The organism is Lentzea waywayandensis, from assembly GCF_900115955.1.
Taxonomy (GTDB): Bacteria; Actinomycetota; Actinomycetes; order Mycobacteriales; family Pseudonocardiaceae; genus Lentzea; species Lentzea waywayandensis.
In genome coordinates, this window is the sequence record NZ_FOYL01000008.1 from 303,715 (window position 1) to 322,835 (window position 19,121).

19 protein-coding genes are annotated in these 19,121 nt (G+C 69.7%); 12 read left to right on the top strand and 7 right to left on the bottom strand.

The annotated features are described in order from the left end of the window. Window positions 1-52 precede the first annotated feature (52 nt). Window positions 53-1,819 carry a LamG-like jellyroll fold domain-containing protein gene (locus tag BM417_RS29375; RefSeq protein ID WP_093601243.1) on the top strand — a complete coding sequence of 589 codons (1,767 nt, stop codon included), beginning with the start codon at window positions 53-55 and terminating at the stop codon, window positions 1,817-1,819. Here BM417_RS29375 and BM417_RS29380 read toward each other — a convergent pair. Together BM417_RS29380 and BM417_RS29385 are read right to left on the bottom strand one after the other, a co-directional pair. After that, window positions 1,779-2,699: a sigma-70 family RNA polymerase sigma factor gene (locus tag BM417_RS29380; protein WP_093601245.1), complete on the bottom strand. Its 921-nt coding sequence runs from the start codon at window positions 2,697-2,699 to the stop codon at window positions 1,779-1,781. The genes BM417_RS29375 and BM417_RS29380 overlap by 41 nt on opposite strands. Continuing rightward, window positions 2,696-3,658 (bottom strand): helix-turn-helix transcriptional regulator, encoded by a 963-nt coding sequence (locus BM417_RS29385; RefSeq protein WP_093601247.1) that lies wholly within the window; start codon window positions 3,656-3,658, stop codon window positions 2,696-2,698. Before BM417_RS29385 ends, BM417_RS29380 begins: the two co-directional genes overlap by 4 nt. 183 nt (window positions 3,659-3,841) lie before the next feature. Between BM417_RS29385 and BM417_RS29390 the strand changes: the two genes are divergently transcribed. After that, entirely contained in the window at window positions 3,842-4,033 is a 192-nt protein-coding gene (locus BM417_RS29390; RefSeq protein ID WP_030478090.1) for a S1 RNA-binding domain-containing protein, read from the top strand. Between the two features lie 38 nt (window positions 4,034-4,071). Here the strand turns inward: BM417_RS29390 and BM417_RS48730 are convergent, their stop codons facing one another. From BM417_RS48730 to BM417_RS29410, 4 genes are all read right to left on the bottom strand, one after another. Next, a complete protein-coding gene (locus tag BM417_RS48730) occupies window positions 4,072-4,929 on the bottom strand; it encodes a hypothetical protein (RefSeq protein WP_218164592.1) in 858 nt (285 codons plus the stop codon). Beyond that, window positions 4,926-5,387: a hypothetical protein gene (locus BM417_RS29400; RefSeq protein WP_093601249.1), complete on the bottom strand. Its 462-nt coding sequence runs from the start codon at window positions 5,385-5,387 to the stop codon at window positions 4,926-4,928. The genes BM417_RS48730 and BM417_RS29400 overlap by 4 nt, the downstream gene beginning before the upstream one ends. Window positions 5,388-5,491: 104 nt before the next feature. Further along, window positions 5,492-5,968: a hypothetical protein gene (locus BM417_RS29405; RefSeq protein ID WP_093601251.1), complete on the bottom strand. Its 477-nt coding sequence runs from the start codon at window positions 5,966-5,968 to the stop codon at window positions 5,492-5,494. Then, window positions 5,968-7,401, bottom strand: a complete 1,434-nt coding sequence (locus BM417_RS29410) for a helix-turn-helix domain-containing protein (protein WP_245822226.1) — start codon at window positions 7,399-7,401, stop codon at window positions 5,968-5,970. The genes BM417_RS29405 and BM417_RS29410 overlap by 1 nt, the downstream gene beginning before the upstream one ends. Before the next feature lie 383 nt (window positions 7,402-7,784). Here BM417_RS29410 and BM417_RS29415 point away from each other — a divergent pair, with 383 nt between their 5' ends. The 8 genes from BM417_RS29415 to whiA all read left to right on the top strand — a co-directional run bounded on the left by BM417_RS29415 (window position 7,785) and on the right by whiA (window position 15,338). Next, the gene (locus BM417_RS29415) at window positions 7,785-8,279 is read left to right on the top strand and encodes a hypothetical protein (protein WP_093601255.1); all 495 of its coding nucleotides are present in this window, start codon (window positions 7,785-7,787) and stop codon (window positions 8,277-8,279) included. A gap of 24 nt (window positions 8,280-8,303) precedes the next feature. Beyond that, window positions 8,304-8,687 carry a Rieske (2Fe-2S) protein gene (locus BM417_RS49925; RefSeq protein ID WP_281251361.1) on the top strand — a complete coding sequence of 128 codons (384 nt, stop codon included), beginning with the start codon at window positions 8,304-8,306 and terminating at the stop codon, window positions 8,685-8,687. A 106-nt stretch (window positions 8,688-8,793) separates the two neighbouring features. Beyond that, a complete protein-coding gene (locus BM417_RS29425) occupies window positions 8,794-9,261 on the top strand; it encodes a Rieske (2Fe-2S) protein (RefSeq protein ID WP_093601473.1) in 468 nt (155 codons plus the stop codon). 42 nt (window positions 9,262-9,303) lie between these two features. Beyond that, window positions 9,304-11,205 carry an excinuclease ABC subunit UvrC gene (gene uvrC, locus BM417_RS29430; protein ID WP_093601259.1) on the top strand — a complete coding sequence of 634 codons (1,902 nt, stop codon included), beginning with the start codon at window positions 9,304-9,306 and terminating at the stop codon, window positions 11,203-11,205. Window positions 11,206-11,485: 280 nt separating this feature from the next. Further along, entirely contained in the window at window positions 11,486-12,265 is a 780-nt protein-coding gene (locus tag BM417_RS29435; RefSeq protein ID WP_245822227.1) for an HD domain-containing protein, read from the top strand. A 264-nt stretch (window positions 12,266-12,529) separates the two neighbouring features. Beyond that, a complete protein-coding gene (rapZ, locus tag BM417_RS29440) occupies window positions 12,530-13,387 on the top strand; it encodes an RNase adapter RapZ (RefSeq protein ID WP_167971916.1) in 858 nt (285 codons plus the stop codon). A gap of 5 nt (window positions 13,388-13,392) precedes the next feature. Then, a complete protein-coding gene (locus BM417_RS29445) occupies window positions 13,393-14,361 on the top strand; it encodes a gluconeogenesis factor YvcK family protein (RefSeq protein ID WP_093601477.1) in 969 nt (322 codons plus the stop codon). Beyond that, window positions 14,352-15,338, top strand: coding sequence for a DNA-binding protein WhiA (gene whiA / locus BM417_RS29450; protein ID WP_089912944.1), 987 nt, complete (start codon window positions 14,352-14,354; stop codon window positions 15,336-15,338). The genes BM417_RS29445 and whiA overlap by 10 nt, the downstream gene beginning before the upstream one ends. Here the strand turns inward: whiA and BM417_RS29455 are convergent. Then, window positions 15,335-17,683, bottom strand: coding sequence for an ATP-binding protein (locus tag BM417_RS29455; RefSeq protein ID WP_143138854.1), 2,349 nt, complete (start codon window positions 17,681-17,683; stop codon window positions 15,335-15,337). The genes whiA and BM417_RS29455 overlap by 4 nt on opposite strands. A gap of 90 nt (window positions 17,684-17,773) precedes the next feature. Between BM417_RS29455 and BM417_RS47055 the strand changes: the two genes are divergently transcribed. Further along, window positions 17,774-17,992 (top strand): hypothetical protein, encoded by a 219-nt coding sequence (locus tag BM417_RS47055; protein ID WP_143138855.1) that lies wholly within the window; start codon window positions 17,774-17,776, stop codon window positions 17,990-17,992. Between the two features lie 115 nt (window positions 17,993-18,107). Next, the gene (gap, locus tag BM417_RS29460) at window positions 18,108-19,112 is read left to right on the top strand and encodes a type I glyceraldehyde-3-phosphate dehydrogenase (RefSeq protein ID WP_093601264.1); all 1,005 of its coding nucleotides are present in this window, start codon (window positions 18,108-18,110) and stop codon (window positions 19,110-19,112) included. Window positions 19,113-19,121 lie beyond the last annotated feature (9 nt).

Consider the following 19,121-nt stretch of genomic DNA (forward strand, 5'->3'; position numbering starts at 1 on the left):
CTATCGACCGTTGTTCGCCTGCTGTTGGCCCAGCGCACCTACGCTCCGCGCCATGACCGCGTCCCGCCGTTCCTTCCTGCTCGGCACCGGTGCCACCGCCGCCGCTGCCGCCCTGGTCACGCCTGGTTCCGCCGGTGCTGACAACGTTGTCGGGTACGGCCGTCCCGACCCGGAGGCGCGGCGGTTCACGCTCGCCGTGATCCCGGACACGCAGTACATGTTCGACCTCGACCGCGGCGACTCGGCGCCGTTGAAGGCCACGCTCCAGTACCTGATCGACCACCGGAAGTCCGAGAACATCGTCTTCATCAGCCACCTGGGCGACCTCGTCGAGAACGCCCGCGCCAGCGAGATCGACGACATCAGCGCGCGGTTCGAGGTGCTCGACCGCCGCCGGATCGGGTACAGCGTGCTCGCGGGCAACCACGACGTGCCGGACTCGCGGCTGGACGACCAGCGCGGCCGCACGCCGTACCTGGACAAGTTCGGGCCGCAGCGGTTCCGCACCTCGCCGACGTTCCGCGGGGCGAGCGCCGACGGCTACAACTCGTTCCACGTGTTCCGCGCGGGCGGCAAGGAATGGCTGGTCCTCGCGCTGGACTGGCGCATGTCCGCCAAGGGTTTCGAGTGGGCCCGCTCGGTGCTGTCGAAGCACTCCAGGCTTCCCGTCATCCTCACCACCCACGAGCTGGTCCACGACGGCGGTGACGGCTTGGCCGCCATGTCCGACTACGGGCGCCGGCTCTGGGACGAGCTGATCAAGGACAACGACCAGATCTTCCTGACGCTGAACGGGCACTTCTGGCCGCCGGCGCGGGCGACGCTGCGCAACACCGCCGGCAACGACGTGCACGTGCACATCACGAACTACCAGGACCGCTACTACGGCGGCGGCGCGATGATCCGGCTCTACCACTTCGACCTGGACCGGCGGGTGGTCGACGTCCGCACGCTGTCGCCGTGGCTGCTCGGCAAGAGGTCGCTCAACCCGTTGGAACGCAAGGAGACCGAGCTGACCGGTCCGGCCGACCGGTTCAGCGTGCCGATCGACTTCGAGCAGCGGTTCGCCCGCTTCGACCCGCCGGTGCTGCCTCCCGCGCAGCCGGTCAAGGACGTGCTGGTGCGCGGCACCGTCGCGTACTGGCGGCTCGGTGAGGGGCTCAAGGACCTGTCGGGCAACGGGAACGACCTCAGGCAGACCGGCTCGCTGACGGCCTCGGACGATCACCACCGGTTCGCGCCGTCACACCGTTCGCTGTACTTCGGGAAGACCGGCTACCTGTCCACTGTGGATTCCGCGCCGGTGAACCGCGAGACGTTCGAACGCGGGTACACGATCGAGCTGTTCCTCAAGCTCCCCGCGGGCTTCGACCACCCGTGGTGCGGCCTGTTCACCAAGCTCGCGCCCGGTTCGGCGGCCGGCAGGACCGGGGACGACCCGAGCGAGCCGATCGCCACGCTGAACGTCGCCGGCGGCGGTTCGCTCCAGTGGGCGGTGTTCCCGCGCAACCTGCCGGGCATCTCCACCAACTGGGGTCACGAGATGGACTACGAGACGTGGTGGCACGTCGCCGTGGTCAACGACGGCGTGCACACCACGATGTACGTCGACGGATCTCCCTTGCTGCGCAACCCGTCCACGCCCGCGCGCGGCATCTCGACCGCCGGTGACCCGTGGCTCGTCGGCGCCTACGCGTACGACAAGATCGTCGAGAAGTCGTTGTACGGCTGGATCGGCGACATGCGGATCGCGAACCGGCCGCTCGACCGTTCCGAGTTCATGCGGTCGAAGGCAGCCCGAACCTCGGGAACAGACTGAGGTCGAAGAACGACGAGACGCGCGTGATCCGGTCGTTCCGCACTTCCAGCGTCTGGAGGTTGAACGGCCGGAACACGCCGTCGTCGGCTCGCAGGTAGAGGCCGAAAGCAGGCTGGCCGTTGGCCTCGGTGGCGATCATCCTGGCGCCGTGCGGGACCGCCGGGCACTGGTTCGTGAGGTGCCACGCGACCATGTCCGGGCCTAGGTAGAACTGAGGGAACGGCGGCATCTCCCAGATGACGTCCTCGGCGAACATGCCGATGATCGCCGGGATGTCCTTGGCCTCGAAGGCTTTCACCCACCGGTCGAGCAACGGCTTCGCGTCCGCGGGCTCGACGACCTCGTCCTCGGTGAGGTCCTTGAGTTGCGCGTGCGCCCGTTGCAGAGCGCTGTTGACCGCCGCCACGGTCATGTCCAGCTCGTCGGCGGTCTCGGCGGCGCTGAGCTTGAGCACGTCGCGCAGGATCAGCACCGCGCGTTGCCTCGGCGGCAGGTGCTGCAGGGCCGCGACGAACGCCAGCCGGGTGGACGCGCGTTCGGTGACGATCGCGGCCGGATCGGTCGGGAACGGCTCCAGCCACGGGATCTCGTGGTCCTGGGTGAGCGGGTCGTTCTCGGTGGCGCCCTGGGTGCCGAGCCCGAACGGCAGCGGGCGTCTCGTCCGGCCGTCGAGCGCGGTGAGGCAGGCGTTCGTCGCGATGCGGTACAGCCACGTGCGCACCGACGAGCGGCCCTCGAACTGGCCGTACGCCTTCCACGCGCGCAGGTACGTCTCCTGCACCAGGTCCTCGGCGTCGTGCAGCGAGCCGAGCATCCGGTAGCAGTGCGCGAGAAGCTCCCGTCTGAACGGGTCCGCGGCGGTCGCGAAGTCCACTGTCACCCCTGCACCCTAACCGCGTTCTGCATCCTGCCGATGAGCGTTTCGATGTAGTTCCTGAGCTCCACCGGTTCGTGCACGTCGAACTCGAAGCCGAGGAACAGCAGGTGGAACACGATCCGTTCGAGCGCGTCGGCGCCCGTGCGCATCAGACAGGAGTTCTCGTCGATCGGCTCCAGCGCCGCGGACATCGGCGTGGTGCGTTCCGCGACGGTCCGCAGTGGCGCGTGGATCGTGAGCACCGCCTGGTAGGTGTAGGCGTTGGACGCGACCTGCCGGGAGACGAAGTCGCCCAGGGACTCGGCCGGCGGCGTGCGGGGCGAGAAGCGTGCGGCGAGCGTCGGTTCCTCGGCGATGCGGTCCACTCGGAACGTTCGCCAGTCCTCTTTGGACACGTCCCAGGCGACCAGGTACCAGCGGCGCCCGGTGTGCACGAGCCCCTGCGGTTCGATCAGCCGCTTCGACGGCTCGCCTTGCGTTGGGGCGTAGGTGAACCGCAGCTGCTGGCGGTCGCGGCAGGCGGCGGCGATGATCGTGAGCGTCTCCGCGTCGACGGTCGGGCCCGCCGCGATCAGGGGAGTGGTGTGCGCCTGGAGCGCCTGCACCCGCCTGCGCAACCTCGTGGGCAGCACCTGTTCGAGCTTGGTGAGAGCGCGGATCGACGTCTCCTCGATGCCCGCGACCGAGCCGTTGGCCGCCGTCCTGAGACCGACCGCGACGGCGACCGCCTCGTCGTCGTCGAGCAGCAGCGGAGGGAGTTCCGCGCCTGCGCCGAGCTGGTACCCGCCGGCCGCGCCGGGCAGCGACGTGACGGGATAACCGAGGCTGCGCAACTTGTCCACGTCCCGGCGAATCGTGCGCACGTCGACGTTGAGCCGCCCCGCGAGTTCCGGGCCCGTCCAGTCACGCCGCACCTGCAACAGGGACAGGAGCTTCAGCAGTCGTGCGGACGTCTCCAGCATGTGACGGAGTCTAGGTTCCATTGCGGACAACGGCCTGTGCTGGTTAGGGTTGCCGGCATGACTGCCGGGTCGGCCTCGTGCCGTGAGCGGAACGGTTGCCCGGCCCTGACTTGATCAGGGCCCCTCCATCCCCGCGCCTATCCGTTGTCCGGGATACGCGCATGGGAGAGGAGGTGATGCGCAATGCTTCCCAACGTTGGTGATGTCTTTTCGGGGAAGGTCGTCTCGACCGTTCCCTTCGGTTCGTTCATCGAGCACCCCGCCGGTGCACACGGGCTCCTGCACGGCCGGCAGGCCGAGGTCGGTGCTTCGGTGCAGGTGAAGGTGCTCGCGGTGGACGCCGAGCAGCAGCGGTTCAGCCTGGAGCTGGCGTGAGTTGATCACCCGGGCAGAGGCGCCCTGCCCGGGCTTTCTCACGGTTTCCGGTAGTCCGCGCACTCGCCGGTCAGACGGTCGTGCAGGGTTTTGCGGTGCCCTTCCTCGGAGGGCGCCGGCCCCAGCGCGTCCGCCGGGCTCGTGACGCCGTGCAGCAGCCGGTACAACACGACATCCGTTGCGGTGTAAAGCCAATCGTCCGCCTTGCCGGGCGGTGCGGCCGGTCCGAGCATGTTCTCGAACCACGCCGGGAACAGCAGATCACGCGCGACCGCGTCCTCGATGCGGGCGCGGATGAGTCGTCTCGTCCGCGCGATGGCCTCGTTACCGGCCGACTTGGCAACGGTGTCCTTGGCGTACGTGTCGTCGTCCGGTGCTTCGGGGCGTTCCTGGGCCGTGACGGCTTGCCACTGCTTGTAGTTCTTGCGCCACAAGGCTTCCGCGTTGGGCGGGAGATGCGTCAGCGCCTCGGCCGCGTCGATCGCCTCCAGTGCCTTGCGGTCGTACTCGGCGATGGCCTTGCGGGTGTCCTTGGCTTCCTGCGGCGTGAAAGTCCTGCGCGCGTAGGCTTCCTGGCCTGCCAGGATCTTCGCGATGAGCGGCTCGGCCACCTCCGGCCAGTCGTCGAAGTCGGCCTTCTGGGTCTCACCTGCCCGGACTTTTCTGTTCAGCGCCACCAGGAGTCGTTCGAGCCGGTGGACGCTCTCCGCGAGCTCGGTGACGCGGTCGTCGGTCCTGGTGAGCTTGCGGGTGTTGTCCTTGAGCTGGTTCGTCTGGCTCAGCTGGTCGTGCGCCGCCTCGGTCTGGGCGTGGTCGATGCGGGTCTCGAGGGACTTCAGCTCTTTCTTGAGGCGCTCGATCTTGTCGTCCAGGGCCTTGACCGGGTCGATGTTCACCTGAGCGTCCTCCAGGCCCACCACGCGATGCCCGCCACCGTGACGAGTGCCGCCCACCCGCTGGCCACCGGGGTCAGGAGAGTAGCCGCCAGCGCCGCGCAGATCGCCGTGGTCCTCGCCCTAGGCTCCCAGACGCCGCGGCCGGTGGGGTCCACCAGGACCGACGCGGCCGTCGCCACCGCCAGCAGGAGCGACAGCAGCGACCAGGCGTCGAACCAGCCCACGGCGACGACCAGGGCCGCCGCCGTGGTGCCGGCGGCGATCGCGCGGTTCGGGACCGTCAGCCTGGCCGCCTCCACGTCCTTGCGGGCCGCCATCACGGCGTCGACCTCGGCGTTCGTGGTGGTGAGGAGGGTCTGGAAGTCGGGGCTGCCGGGGCCTGCGGCTTTCAGGGCTCGTAAGGCTGTTCGCAGGGACTGCTGGCGGTCGGCCAGGCGGGCGAACGGATCGGCTGCCATGCCCCGAAATCGTGATCAAGCCGGGTGGGCGCGGCTAGGCCTGTGGGGGGAGTTGGTCCGGTTGCCGACGAACTTCCCTCACTCGGCCTAGCCGTCTCGGTTCGTCACGACCTTCTGCGGGCCTCCTCGGGCCACACGACCTCGATCGGCACCCCGGACGCACGCGCCTGCTCCACCACGTCCGCCGTGCCGCCCTTCCCCTGGGCCGGCACGCCGTCCCACACCGCCACGAGCACCTCGACCGAGGCGAGCATGCGCTCGTTGGCCGCCACGTAGGCCAGGCGTCCGCTCGACATGAGCGGGAGGACGCTGACCACCGTGGCGGCGGCGCGCAGTTCGTCGTAGTCGGCCACCTGGTGCGGCTTCAGGCGGTCGCGGTAGTCCAGGGCCGGGAGGACGACCTCCACCTGGCCACCGAGCGCCAGGACGGCGCGGGCGAACACCTGGTCGGCGCCGGGGGCCAGGCAGGTCACGCCCACCAGGTCACCGCCCAGCCGCGTCAGGGCCTCCGTGATGGCGGCCTGGACGGCGGGGACGCACTCGGGGACCAGGTTGCTGTGGCCGGTGATGCCTACGCGCATCAAGCGGTCCGGATCGCTCTGATCGCGTCCCTGGTGTCCTGCACGGCGGGGATGTGGCGGTGCCGTGCCGCTTCCTTGGCGAAGTCCTCGAGCTTGCGCAGGACTCTGCCCGAGGAGAGCTTCGCCGCTGTCGGCAGGACCTCGTTGATCAACCCGCACGCTGCCTCCGGGTCTCCCGCGACCATTTTGGTGCGCGCCAGTCCGATCACGTCGAAGGCGCGGTTGCGCACTTTCGACGGGTCTCGCAGTTCCAGGGCGCGCCGGATGTGTTGTTCGGCGAACACGGCCTGGGTCGGATCGTGCATGGCGAGGTCGCGGCAGCGGGCGCCGATGACGCCCTCCAGCTCGGCCTCGTCGAAGCTGTGCAGGTAGCGCGGTTCACCGTCCGCGTCGCGTTGCGCGAAGCTGTCCTGCGCCATGCCCACGGCCTGGTGGAACTCGCGGGTCTTGCCCATCTGGGCGTAGGCCCAGGCCTCGCGGGTGAGCAGGAGGGCCTTGAGGGTCGGCGTGCCTGTCCGACGGGTGCCGTACTGGCCCAGTTGGACGAGCTCCAAGCCGTCCTCCGGGCGGCCCAGGTCGAACATCTGCCGCGCCATCGCGGCCAGGCACAGGGCCGCGAAGCCGTCGTTGTGGCCGGCCTTGGCCATCCGGACGGCCAGCACGTAGTAGCGCTGGGCCGCGTTGTGCAGGCCCGCGTCGAACGACATGCTCGCGGCCACCTTCGACAGTTCGGCGCCGATGAAGAACGCGCGTTCCGTCGTCGGGCCGGAAGGTGCCCGGCCCAGGCGTTCGGCCAGCTCGTCGAGCTGCCCCAGGACCGCCTTGCGGGCCAGTCCGTAACCGCCGCGGCCTCCCCAGCCGCGCAGGCCGTCGGCCACGCGTTGCAACGCGAAGAGCTCCTCCTCGCTGATCGCCGAGTGCGACGACCACTTCGACAGGTTCTGCAGGGGGTGCAACCACCGCTGCAGCGGTTCGACCAGTGCTGACCCCACCGTCACCGCGGCGGCTCCGGTGAGCGCCGCTCGTCTGCTGATCGCCAAGTCGCTCCTCGCCGTCTCCTCGACCGAACGGGCAATGCTCGTCGCCTCCCACGGGGCGGCGAGCACGTCTGGTGGGCCCGTGATGGGGGCGCCCACCTGAGCTGGGATGACGACTCGGTCGAACCACAGTCGTTCGCCCGGCACACCGAGCACTACCGCGAAATGGCGCAGCCGGTCGAGGCGGTCGATCTGGTTCTCGCCCGACTCGTAACGCGAGAGCTGCGCCTGGCTGATACCGAGCCACGCCGCCATGCGGTCCTGCGTGACCCTGCTCAGGTGCTGGGGGTGATGCCGGTACGCGGAGATCAGCGCACCCATGTCGCGGTCAACGCACGCTGCCGCGATCGCGGGGTGGTCCCAGAAGTCGTTGGGGACCTCAGGTGGTCCGTGCACGTCCGAACGAGCGTTGCGGCGGCACCGGTGACACAGCCGATCGGAGTTGTCTGCGGCGATGAACGCCCCGCACGGGCAAGCGCGTCTGGATTTGGGTCTCGCTGCATCCATCGGCCTCGCCCCCGTCACTGAGCGTTTTCCCAGTGTACGGACGTGTGATCGTCAGTCCATCCATCTCATGCATAAGACGTAATGGATTCGCGTGTCGCAGTCCTGGTGCCCCCGTGCGGCGGATGAGCTTCATACGTCCGCTGCATGAGGCTCATGCAGCGGACGAGTGGTGTTGGCGGGAAGTGAGAAGCACCCTGCACAACGTCAGGCTGCGGGTCGATCCCCGTGGCGTGGCCAGTGCCTGACCCACCCAACGGGGAGGACAACCGCCGATGAGCCTCACGACCGCGGAGACCGGTACCGGTAGTGCCGGGATCCCACAGAACAGGGGACACGCTCGCGCGATCGGGGAGGCCGTCGCCGGCTACCGGTTGCTCGGCTGGCAGGTGACCGTCACCGAGCAGGGTGTGTTCCTTCCACTAGGCCCCGCCACGACCGCCCTGGCGATGCCGGCGCGGATCGGCTCGCGAGTGCTGGCCGACCTGAAGTCGCGCATGCTCGCCGGACCGGTCACGGTCATCCCCGGCCCCCGCGAGCACTGGATCTTCCTCGCGGAGCTGGTGGCGTTGCTGCCGACGCACCTCAAGGCGCCGCCTGAGGTCCAGTTCGTGCGCTCGCCGCACCGGATCGCGCTTCCGCCGACGATGACCAGGTACGGATCGCTGCGCTGGGCGAACCCGCCGTCGCACTCGCGGCACTGGTTCCCGCCGTTCACCGCCGTGCTGGCGCTGGCCCGGCAGGCCACCGCGGAGGACCACCGCCGATAATCGGCGCTCGTGGATCGTCGATCAGTGTTGTTGTGTGGGCTCGCCGCCGCTTTGAGCGCCTGTGGCGAGCCCGCTCCTCGTAAGACGGGTGGTGTCGGGACCGCCCGGCCAGGAGGCCGGGTCGTCGCCGTCTCCTCGGTGCCTGAGGGCAGTGGCTTGCTGGTGGACATGCCCGGCAACGCCCAGTTGTTGGTCGTGCAACCTCGATCGGGTGAATTCCGCGCGTTCAATCCCGCGTGTCCCCATGTCGGTTCCCTGGTCAATCCTCCGGCGGGCGGAGTCATCACCTGCCCGTTGCACGGGAGCGCTTTCGACCCCGTTAGTGGCGCTGTCCGCAAAGGACCTGCGACTTCGGGACTGACCGAGGTCGCCATTGCTCGTTCCGGCGATGATTTGGTGCTCGGCTGAGACCTGTGCATTTGCTGTGCATTGGGCGTCTGACTGAACTCTCGCTGACCGTTCCGCGTAATGCTGTGGTGTGACCCCGAACACCCACCACCACGGAGGATCGGTCGTGAACACCGAAAGCCTGGTCAGCAGGCGGGCGGCGCTCTGCGGAATCGCGGTTGCCCTCGCGGTGCCCAGCGGACTCGTGACCGCCTGCAGTTCAACGGGTACTTCCACGGGCTCGTCCCCCACCTCTGCCGGAGGTTCGGAACCCACCTCGGGAGCCGCCGGCTCCGCTGGTACGGCCCTGGTCGCCTTGGCCGACGTGCCTGAAGGCGGCGGCGCCGTAGTCGACGGTCCCGGTGGCCGCAAGATCGTCGTCGCGCGCATCTCCGCCACGGAGGTCAAGGCGTACGACGCTTCCTGCCCGCACCAGGGTTCCGTGGTCGCGGAACCCGCCGGTGGCACCATCACGTGTCCTTCGCACGGCAGCCAGTTCGGTGCTTCCGACGGCTCGGTGAAGAAGGGGCCGGCGACGTCCGGTCTGCGTGTCGTCGCGGTGAAGGTCGACGGCGACCAGGTGGTCCTGACCTGACCTTTTCTGTTTTTGTCAGACCACGTCGATAGTCTTGACGGCGTGGCAGATCCCTCGACGTATCGCCCCGCCGTGGGCACGATTCCTGAGGCTCCCGGCGTCTACAAGTTCCGCGACGCCGGTGGCCGGGTCGTGTACGTCGGCAAAGCGAAGAGCTTGCGCGGCAGGCTGAACTCGTACTTCGCGGATCTGGCCGGGCTGCACCCGCGCACCCGCCAGATGGTGACGACGGCGGCCTCCGTCGAGTGGACGGTGGTCGCCACCGAGGTCGAGGCGCTCCAGCTCGAGTACAACTGGATCAAGGAGTTCGACCCGCGCTTCAACGTCCGGTACCGCGACGACAAGTCGTATCCGGTGCTGGCCGTCACGTTGCATGAGGAATACCCGCGGTTGCATGTGTACCGCGGCCCGCGCAAGAAAGGCGTGCGCTACTTCGGGCCATTCGCGCACGCCTGGGCCATCCGTGAGACGCTGGACCTGCTGCTGCGCGTGTTCCCGGCGCGCACGTGCTCAGCGGGCGTTTTCAAGCGGCACAACCAGATCGGCCGCCCGTGCCTGCTCGGGTACATCGACAAGTGCTCGGCGCCGTGCGTGGGCAAGGTGTCCGCGGACGAGCACCGCGACATCGTCCTGGACTTCTGCGACTTCCTGGCGGGCAAGACGGACAACATGGTCCGCCGCCTGGAACGCGAGATGTTCCAGGCGTCGGAAGAGCTGGAGTTCGAACGCGCCGCGCGCCTGCGCGACGACCTGGGCGCGTTGCGCCGCGCGATGGAGAAGCAGGCCGTAGTGCTCGGCGACGGCACGGACGCCGACGTGATGGCGTTCGCGCAGGACGAGCTGGAGGTCTCGGTCCAGGTCTTCCACGTGCGCGGCGGCCGCGTGCGCGGCCAGCGGGGCTGGGTGCTGGACAAGGTCGAGGCGCTCGACGACGGCGGCCTGGTCGACCAGTTCATCATGCAGTTCTACGGCGACGAGACCGAGAACACCCCGCGCGAGGTCCTCGTGCCCGTGCTCCCGGACGACGCTTCCGCGCTGGAAGACCTGCTGTCCGAACAACGAGGCTCACGGGTGGCCCTGCGCGTCCCGCAACGAGGCGACAAGCGCGCCCTGATGGAAACGGTGGCGCGCAACGCCTCCGAAGCCTTCGCCCAGCACAAACTCCGCCGAGCAGGCGACCTGACCGCCCGCTCCGCGGCCCTGCAGGAGATCCAGGACGCGCTGGCCCTGGACACCGCGCCGCTGCGCATCGAGTGCATCGACATCAGCCACGTCCAGGGCACCGACGTGGTGGCATCACTGGTCGTCTTCGAGGACGGCCTGGCCCGCAAGTCCGAATACCGCCGCTTCGCCCTCCGCGAAGCGGCGACGGAAGGCGACGTAGCCTCCATCGCCGAGGTCGTCCGCCGCCGCTTCCAGGCGATGCTGCGCGAAACGGCCTCAGGCGGCCCGAACCCGGGCATAGACCCGGACACCGGCAAACCCCGCAAGTTCGCCTACCCGCCCAACCTCCTGGTGGTCGACGGCGCAGGCCCGCAAGCCGCCGCGGCCTCCGACGTCCTGGCAGAACTGGGCATCACCGACGTGGCCGTAGTAGGCCTGGCCAAGCGCCTGGAAGAGGTCTGGGTCCCCGGCGAACCGGACCCGGTGATCCTCCCGCGCAGCAGCGACGGCCTGTACCTCCTGCAACGAGTCCGCGACGAGGCCCACCGCTTCGCCATCGCCTACCACCGCCAGAAACGCTCGAAGCGCATGACCACCTCCGAGCTCGACGAGGTACCCGGCCTCGGCGAAACGCGCAAAGCCGCACTGCTCAAGCACTTCGGCTCGGTCCGCAAGCTGCGACAGGCCACAGTGGACGAGATCAGCGACGTTCCCGGGGTGGGGCGGCGCACGGCGGAGGCGGTGGTGGCGACGTTGGCCTCGGCGGGCGGGAAGTCTTGACGGGGATGGCGTTGGTGCGCCGGGCGGGGTGGATGTCGGTGCGGCGCGTGGGTTTGGAGTTGGCTGGCCGGATGGATCCGGCGCGCCGTGTGGGTCCGGATCCGGCTCGCTGGATGGGGCTGGTGTCGGCTCGCCGCGTGAGTTCGGATCCGGCTGGCCGGATGGGCCTGGTGTCGGCTCGCCACATGGGTTCGGAGGCGGCTTGCCGTGTGAGTCCGGAACTCGTGCGCCGTGTGGGTCCGGAGCCGACTTGCCACATTGGTCCGGAGGTGGCCCGCACATGAGTCTGGAGCCGCTCCGCCACACGGGTCCGGCGGCGGACCGTCGCGCGGAGGCGGAGACGGCGGACCGTCGCGGGGAAGCGGAGACCGCCGGAGTCGCAAGCACCGTGCCGGCGCCGATGTCGGCGAAAGCCGAGCCGCTGGCCCGCCGCGCCATGACCGAGGAGGTGGCGCTGCGCCCGCTCCCGCCCGCCGCCGAGCCGCCGGCCCGCCGCGCCATGACCGAGGACGTGGCGCTCCGCCCGCTCCCGCCCGCCGCCGAGACGCTGCTGTCCGACCTGCAAGCCTCACCGCGTCTGGTCGCGCACCTGCGGGCCGTGCACGACGTGGCCTGCCAGCTGATCTCCTGGGTCGAGCGGCGCCACCCGGCGGTGGCCGTCGACCGGGACGCGGTGCTGTTCGGCGCGGCCACGCACGACATCGGGAAGGTGTTGCGCCCCAACGAGTTGTCCGGCCCGGGCTCGGCTCACGAGCCGGCGGGGTACGAGCTGCTGCGCGCCCGCGGGGTCGAGGAGCGGCTGGCCCGGTTCGCGCGCACGCACGGGTCGTGGACCGCGGAGGGCATCGGGCTGGAGGACCTGCTCGTCAGCCTCGCGGACAAGGTCTGGAAGGCCAAGCGCGTCCCGGACCTGGAGCAGCTGGTGACCGGGCGCCTCGCGGAGGTTGAGAACCTGGAGGCGTGGGAGGTGTTCATGGCGCTGGACGACGAGCTGGATCGGATCGCGTCCGGCGCCGATGCGCGGCTGGCGTTCCAGGCGAGCTATCCGGTCGCGGGGTGAAGTCTCTCATCGGTCTCACCAGCCGCAGTGGTCACGTTCGTCCTGCGGGTGCCCCGCGAACCGGGCGAGGATCGTGACCGCGGCCACGGCGCGGCCGTGTCGACCGTCGAACCTGCCGCGCGCGAGGGCCGTTCCAGTGGAGACTGCATGCCGGGCGTGACGCGACGGAGCGCCGCCCAGCACACAGCTTGCCCAAACGAGAGCGTCCTGTGGCGCTCATGAACAGGTAACGGAGTCGTAGTCGTGAACGCGGAGAAGTCCGGCATCGAAGTCGCCGTGGTGACCGGGCTGTCCGGTGCGGGCCGCAGCACCGCGGCCAAGTGCCTGGAGGACCTCGGCTGGTTCGTCGTGGACAACCTGCCCCCGGAACTCATCGCCACCATGGTCGAGCTCGGCGCCCAGGCGCGCGGGGCGATCACCAGGGTCGCTGTCGTCATGGACGTGCGGAGCCGCGCGTTCACCGAGGACCTGGCCGCCATCATCAAGGACCTCGACGCGCGTGGGTACAAGCCGCGCGTGCTCTTCCTCGAAGCCACCGACGACGTGCTCATCCGGCGGTTCGAGGCGGTGCGCCGCGGTCACCCGATGCAGGGGGACGGGCGGTTGCAGGACGGCATCGAGGCCGAGCGGATCCTGCTGACGCCGCTCAAGCAGGAAGCCGACCTGGTACTGGACACGTCGGCGCTGAGTATCCACCAGCTGCGGGCCAAGATCGAGGACACGTTCGGCACCGAGGCGGCCACCCGCACTCGGGTCACTGTGCTGAGCTTCGGGTACAAGTACGGGCTGCCGATGGACGCCGATCTCGTCATGGACGTGCGGTTCCTGCCCAACCCGTTCTGGATCCCGGAGCTGCGCGAGCAGACGGGGCTGGATGGTGAGGTGCGCAACTACGTGCTGTCCCAGGAGGGCGCTGACGAGTTCCTTGATCGGTACCACGAGCTGCTCAGGCTCATCGGTGCCGGTTATCGGCGTGAGGGCAAGCGCTACCTGACGCTCGCGATCGGTTGCACTGGGGGCAAGCACCGCAGTGTGGCCCTGAGCGAAGAGCTGGCCGCGCGGCTGGCTAGCGAGGACGGCATGGCCGTGAAGGTCGTGCACAGGGATCTGGGACGTGAGTGACGAAGTTGAAAGCTGTTGCTTTGGGTGGCGGACACGGGTTGCACGCGACGCTGACCGCGCTCAGACGGGTCACCGATGACGTGACGGCCGTGGTGACCGTCGCGGACGACGGGGGCTCGTCGGGGCGGCTGCGGCGGGAACTCGAAGACCTGCTGCCTCCGGGGGACCTGCGCAAGGCCATGGCGGCGCTGGCGGGGGAGGACGAGGCCAGCCAGCGCTGGACGTCCCTGTTCAGGCACCGCTTCGGCGGCACGGGGGCCCTCGCCGGCCACGCGGTCGGGAATCTGGTGATCGCCGGGCTGCTCGAGCAGCTCGGCGACCCCGTCGCGGTGCTCGACCTCACGAGCCGGCTGCTCGGCGTCAAGGGCAGGGTGCTGCCGATGTCGAACGATCCGCTCGACATCGAGGCGGACGTCGTGGGCCTCGACGAGGACGAGAAGGACGTGCGGCGCATCCGGGGGCAGGTCGCCATCGCGACCACGCCGGGGCTCGTGCAGCGCATCCGGCTGACTGCCCCGAACGGGCGACCTGCCGGCTGTCCGGAAGCAGTACAGGCTGTACTTGACGCCGATGTCGTGGTACTCGGCCCCGGATCGTGGTTCACCAGCGTGTTGCCGCATCTGCTGGTGCCCGAACTGCACGACGCGCTCGTGCACACGCGGGCCAAGAAGGTCCTTGTGCTCAATCTCGTCCCCCAACCGGGTGAAACCGCTGGTTTCTCTCCGGAGCGGCATTTGGACGTAGTCTGCGAACACGCACCCGAGCTGAAGGTGGACGCGGTGATCGCGGACGTCGACTCGGTCCCCACCCCGGACCGGCTGACGCGCGCCGCCTCGGCACTGGGTGCGCGTACGCATCTGGCCAAGATCGCCGCACCGGACGCCGCTGAGCGGCATGATCCGGAGGCACTGGCCGGTTGCCTGAGGCAAGTGGTCGAGGAGACCGGAGTGGGAGGGACAAGCCCGTGGCGATGACGTCGGCGGTCAAGGACGAGCTGAGCAGGCTCGCGGTATCCAAGACCTGTTGCCGCCGCGCGGAGGTGTCCTCCCTGCTCAGGTTCGCCGGGGGCTTGCACATCGTGTCCGGCCGGGTCGTCGTCGAGGCGGAGCTCGACCTGGGTTCCGCGGCCCGCAGGCTGCTCAAGGAGATCCAGGCGCTCTACGGCCACCACGCCGAGGTCTTCACGATCCAGTCCAACGGCCTGCGCAAGGGCACCCGGTACGTCGTCCGCGTGGTCAAGGACGGCGAGGGGCTTGCCCGCCAGACTGGGCTGCTCGACCCGCGGGGACGTCCCGTGCGCGGTCTGCCCGCGCCGGTCGTGTCCGGTGGTGTCTGCGACGCCGAAGCCGCGTGGCGCGGTGCCTTCCTTGCGCACGGCTCGCTGACCGAACCCGGTCGCAGCTCGTCGCTGGAGATCACCTGCCCCGGTCCCGAGGCGGCGCTGGCCCTGGTCGGCGCGGCGCGGCGGATGGGCATCTCGTCCAAGTCGCGCGAGGTCCGCGGGGCCGAGCGCGTGGTGATAAGGGATGGCGACGCCATCGGCGCGATGCTGACCAAGCTCGGCGCGCACGACAGCGTGATGGCCTGGGAAGAGCGCCGGATGCGGCGTGAGGTCCGCGCCACCGCGAACCGGCTGGCGAACTTCGACGACGCGAACCTGCGCCGTTCGGCCCGCGCGGCCGTCGCGGCGGCGGCACGAGTCGCACGGGCGCTCGAGATCCTCGGGCCGGAGGCGCCGGACCACCTGGCCGCCGCCGGGCAGCTGCGCCTCGCGCACCGCCAGGCGTCGCTGGAGGAGCTGGGTCAGCTGTCCGACCCGCAGATGACCAAGGACGCGGTGGCAGGCCGTATAAGGCGTCTTCTGGCCATGGCGGACAAGCGGGCCAAGGACCTGGGACTGCCGGACACCGAGTCCGCGGTCACGGCGGACATGCTCGAAGCCGAGGTCTAAGAGGTGTGCCGGCCCGCCCACACGGCGAGCTGAGCCCGTGAGCGCAGTCCGAGTTTCGAACGCGCGTGCGTGACGTGTCGGGCAACGGTGTGCGGTGAGATTCCGAGCCGTTGCCCGATCTGCCGGTTCGTCAGCCCCTCCGCCACCAGCGTCGCCACGTGCCGTTCGCGCGCGGAGATCGCGTCGTCGGACTCGGCGATCGGCTGCGCGGTCAGAGCGTAGGAAACGGCCTGTGCCAACGACATCCGCTCGCCCGTCGACTCGGCGGCCCGCAGCCGGGCTGCGGTGATCCGGTCGCGGCAGACGGCGCGCGCGTCGTCCAGCAGGTCCTGCCAGTACGGCTCGGCGCGGAACGCGTAGCGGGTGCGGACGACGGAGGCCGAGGTCAGCAGCGAGAGCGCGCGTTCGTCGTCCGAACCCACGCCGACCAGCCCGAGCGCCAGCCCCTCCAGGTCGTAGAACTGGTCCATGGGGTGCTCGGACCCCACCTCCAGGCTTTCCCGGAACAGGTCGACGGCCTCCGGAAAGCTCTTGCGCGCCAACGCGATCGCACCCGCGCTGTGCAGGATCGGGTTCAGCATGTGCGGCAGGCCGATCAACCGGGTCAGCGTCAACGCCTCGCGCACCAGCGGCGCCGCCCGGTCCGCGGAGCCGTGCTGGAGCAACGTCCAGCCGTAGGAGTTCAGCAGGATGGCGCGCGCGAGCTGGTCGTCCGAGTCGCGCAGCAGCACTGCGGCCTCGTCGAACAGCTGCCAGGCCACCGCGGGATCACCGGTGTGGGCCTCGGCGGAGGCGAGCACCTCCAGCGCGCGGGCCGTCGTGCCGGGACGGCAGGCGTCGGCGCGTTCGATGGCCAGGGACTCCTCGGCGAACTTGCGGGTCACGTGCCAGCCGCCGCGCACCCGGTGGTGCATCGCGGCCAGCACCGCGAGAACGCTGCGGTAGGCCTGCGGCATCGGCCGGGTCAGCGCCTGGTGCAGCAGTTCGGTGGGGGCGCCGCGCGGGCCGCGCGGGGTCGAGGTCCAGGCCGTGGCGACGATCGTGAGGGCGTGCCGCGCCCAGTCGCCGGTGTCCGCCGTCCTGGCCACGGCCAGTTCGAGCAGACCCACGTTGCGGTCCAGGCGCAGCACGACCGGAGGCGACGGGAAGAACGACGAGATCTCCGGCTCCACGATCGAACACACCCACTCGACCACACGGTCCGCCACGAGCGAGAGGTCGCCGTGCGCGATAGCGCGCTCATGGCAGTAGAGGCGCACCGATTCGAGCTGACGGAACGTCGTGTGGCCACCGACCCTTTCCGCGACCAGCAGCGACTTCTGTTCGAGGCCGGTCAGCAGTTCCAGGGCGTCGGGAACACCGCAGACCGCGCTCGCCACCCCGAGGTCGAACGGCACCCCCAGCACCGCGAGCCGCCGCGAGGCCGCCTGCTCCTCCTCGGACAGCAGGTCGTAGCTCCAGCCGATCGCGGCCCGCAGCGTGCGGTGCCGGTCGTCGGCGGCGCGCGGCCCGCCGGTCAGCAACGCGAGGCGGTCGCCCAAGCGGGCAAGGATGTCGGCGGGGGACAGCACGGTGATGCGCCGCGCGGCCAGTTCGATGGCCAGCGGCATGCCGTCCAGCGACCGGCACACGGCGACGACATCGGCGACGTTCGACGAATCCACCTCGAACGAGCGGTCCACCGACACGGCACGATCGCGGAAAAGCACCACCGCGTCGTAACGCAGGGCTTCGGCGAGGTCGCAGTCCGCGGGCGGCAGCTCCAGCTCGCCGACCGCGAAAACTTGTTCCCCGGCAAGGCGAAGAGGCTCCCGCGACGTCACCAGCACGCGCAGCCGCGGGCAGCAGGCCAGGAACTCCGACACGACGTCGCCGACGTCGAGCAGCAGGTGCTCGCAGTTGTCGAGCACGAGCAACGGCCGCCGGTGCTGCTCGATCTCGGCGATCACGGCGTCGCGCACCGACCGGTTCGGCAACGGGTGCGCGCCGACCGCGTGGTAGATCGCCTGGACGGCGTCGGACGCGGGCGCCAGCGCCGCCCACCACGTCTGGTCGGCGCGTCTGCTCACGTGCTGGACGGCGAGCCTGGTCTTGCCCGCGCCCGCCGGGCCGACCAGCGAGACGAGCCGGTCCGTGCCGAGGCGCGCCAGCGCGGCCAGTTCCTCGCGGCGGCCCACGAAGGTGTCGAGCGGTGCCGGCAGCGCGGTGTCATGCGGGGAGTCGTCGCGTGCCGAGCTGCGTTCGCGGTACGCGCGTTGACGGCAGGCGTTGGAGCAGTAGCGTCGGCCCGCGACCGCTTCGGTGAGCGGGTTTCCACATGTCACGCAGGCGGCATTGGCCGTCATGACCATTGACCGTACCGGCGCGTAACGGTCCGTAACACCCGCTGTTTCGGGGTATTGAAGGGTCCTTCAGAGGGTGGACAGGATCCCTTCATGACAGCCCAGAGCAGAGCAGCGAACCAGGCGGCCACCTCCCTCGTGCCGCCCCAGGACCGCCCTGTCGTGGACGAGTGGCTCGCGCGCATCGCCGCGGTGGTCGGAAGAGACGCGAAGGAGACCGGTCCGGAGGCTTGCCGCACCGCCGCGGAGGCGGCAGAGGAACTGAGCGCGTACCTCTGGATGCTCCGCGCGCTGCGCCGCCGAACGGCCTAATCAGGACAGGTTTTTCTGGCTCGATCAAGAGATACTCACTATCCCTGTGACCAGGGACGCAGTTCGGCAGATAGGGTGGGCTTGTTCCTACCAAGCTGAACGCAAGGAGTCAGTCGTGACGGTTCGTGTAGGTGTCAATGGTTTCGGTCGCATCGGGCGCAACTTCTTCCGCGCTGTGAGGGCCGGCGGCCACGACATCGAGATCGTCGCGTTCAACGACCTCGGTGACGTCGCCACGATGGCGCACCTGCTGAAGTACGACAGCATCCTCGGTCGTCTGGACGCCGACGTGCAGGTCACCGACGAGGGCATCTCCGTCGACGGCAAGGTCATCAAGGCCCTCGCCGAGCGCAACCCGGGCGCTCTGCCCTGGAAGGACCTCGGCGTCGACGTCGTGGTCGAGTCGACCGGCTTCTTCACCGACGCCACCAAGGCCCGCGCGCACGTGGACGAGGGCGGCGCCAAGAAGGTCATCATCTCCGCGCCGGCCAAGAACGAGGACCTCACCGTCGTCATCGGCGCGAACGAGGACAAGTTCGACGGCTCGCAGACGATCATCTCGAACGCGTCCTGCACCACGAACTGCCTCGCGCCCCTGGCCAAGGTCCTCAACGACAGCTTCGGCGTCGAGCAGGGCCTCATGACCACGATCCACGCGTACACGCAGGACCAGAACCTGCAGGACGCGCCGCACAGCGACCTCCGCCGTGCCCGCGCCGCCGCGCTGAACATCGTCCCGACCTCCACGGGCGCCGCGAAGGCCATCGGCCTCGTGCTGCCGGAGCTCAAGGGCAAGCTCGACGGCTACGCGCTGCGCGTGCCGATCCCCACGGGCTCCGCCACCGACCTGACCGTCACGCTCAAGCGCGAGGTCACCGTGGACGAGGTCAACGCCGCGTACAAGGCCGCCGCCGAGGGCCCCCTGGCCGGCATTCTCAAGTACTCGACGGACCCGATCGTGTCGGCCGACATCGTCACCGACCCGCACTCGTGCATCTACGACGCGCCGCTGACCAAGGTCATCGGCAACCAGGTCAAGGTCGTCGGCTGGTACGACAACGAGTGGGGCTACTCCAACCGCCTCGCGGACCTGGTCAAGCTCGTCGCGTCGAAGATCTGAGCAGGGGCG

What these genes read in the sequence shown, in the direction of transcription:
- BM417_RS29385 (WP_093601247.1), bottom strand. Translation starts at nt 3,658, where the DNA reads ATGCTGGAGACGTCCGCACGACTGCTGAAGCTCCTGTCCCTGTTGCAG.
- BM417_RS29415 (WP_093601255.1), top strand. Translation starts at nt 7,785, where the DNA reads ATGAGCCTCACGACCGCGGAGACCGGTACCGGTAGTGCCGGGATCCCA.
- BM417_RS29455 (WP_143138854.1), bottom strand. Translation starts at nt 17,683, where the DNA reads ATGACGGCCAATGCCGCCTGCGTGACATGTGGAAACCCGCTCACCGAA.
- BM417_RS29435 (WP_245822227.1), top strand. Translation starts at nt 11,486, where the DNA reads ATGAGTCTGGAGCCGCTCCGCCACACGGGTCCGGCGGCGGACCGTCGC.
- BM417_RS29375 (WP_093601243.1), top strand. Translation starts at nt 53, where the DNA reads ATGACCGCGTCCCGCCGTTCCTTCCTGCTCGGCACCGGTGCCACCGCC.
- BM417_RS47055 (WP_143138855.1), top strand. Translation starts at nt 17,774, where the DNA reads ATGACAGCCCAGAGCAGAGCAGCGAACCAGGCGGCCACCTCCCTCGTG.
- BM417_RS29400 (WP_093601249.1), bottom strand. Translation starts at nt 5,387, where the DNA reads ATGGCAGCCGATCCGTTCGCCCGCCTGGCCGACCGCCAGCAGTCCCTG.
- BM417_RS29405 (WP_093601251.1), bottom strand. Translation starts at nt 5,968, where the DNA reads ATGCGCGTAGGCATCACCGGCCACAGCAACCTGGTCCCCGAGTGCGTC.
- BM417_RS29390 (WP_030478090.1), top strand. Translation starts at nt 3,842, where the DNA reads ATGCTTCCCAACGTTGGTGATGTCTTTTCGGGGAAGGTCGTCTCGACC.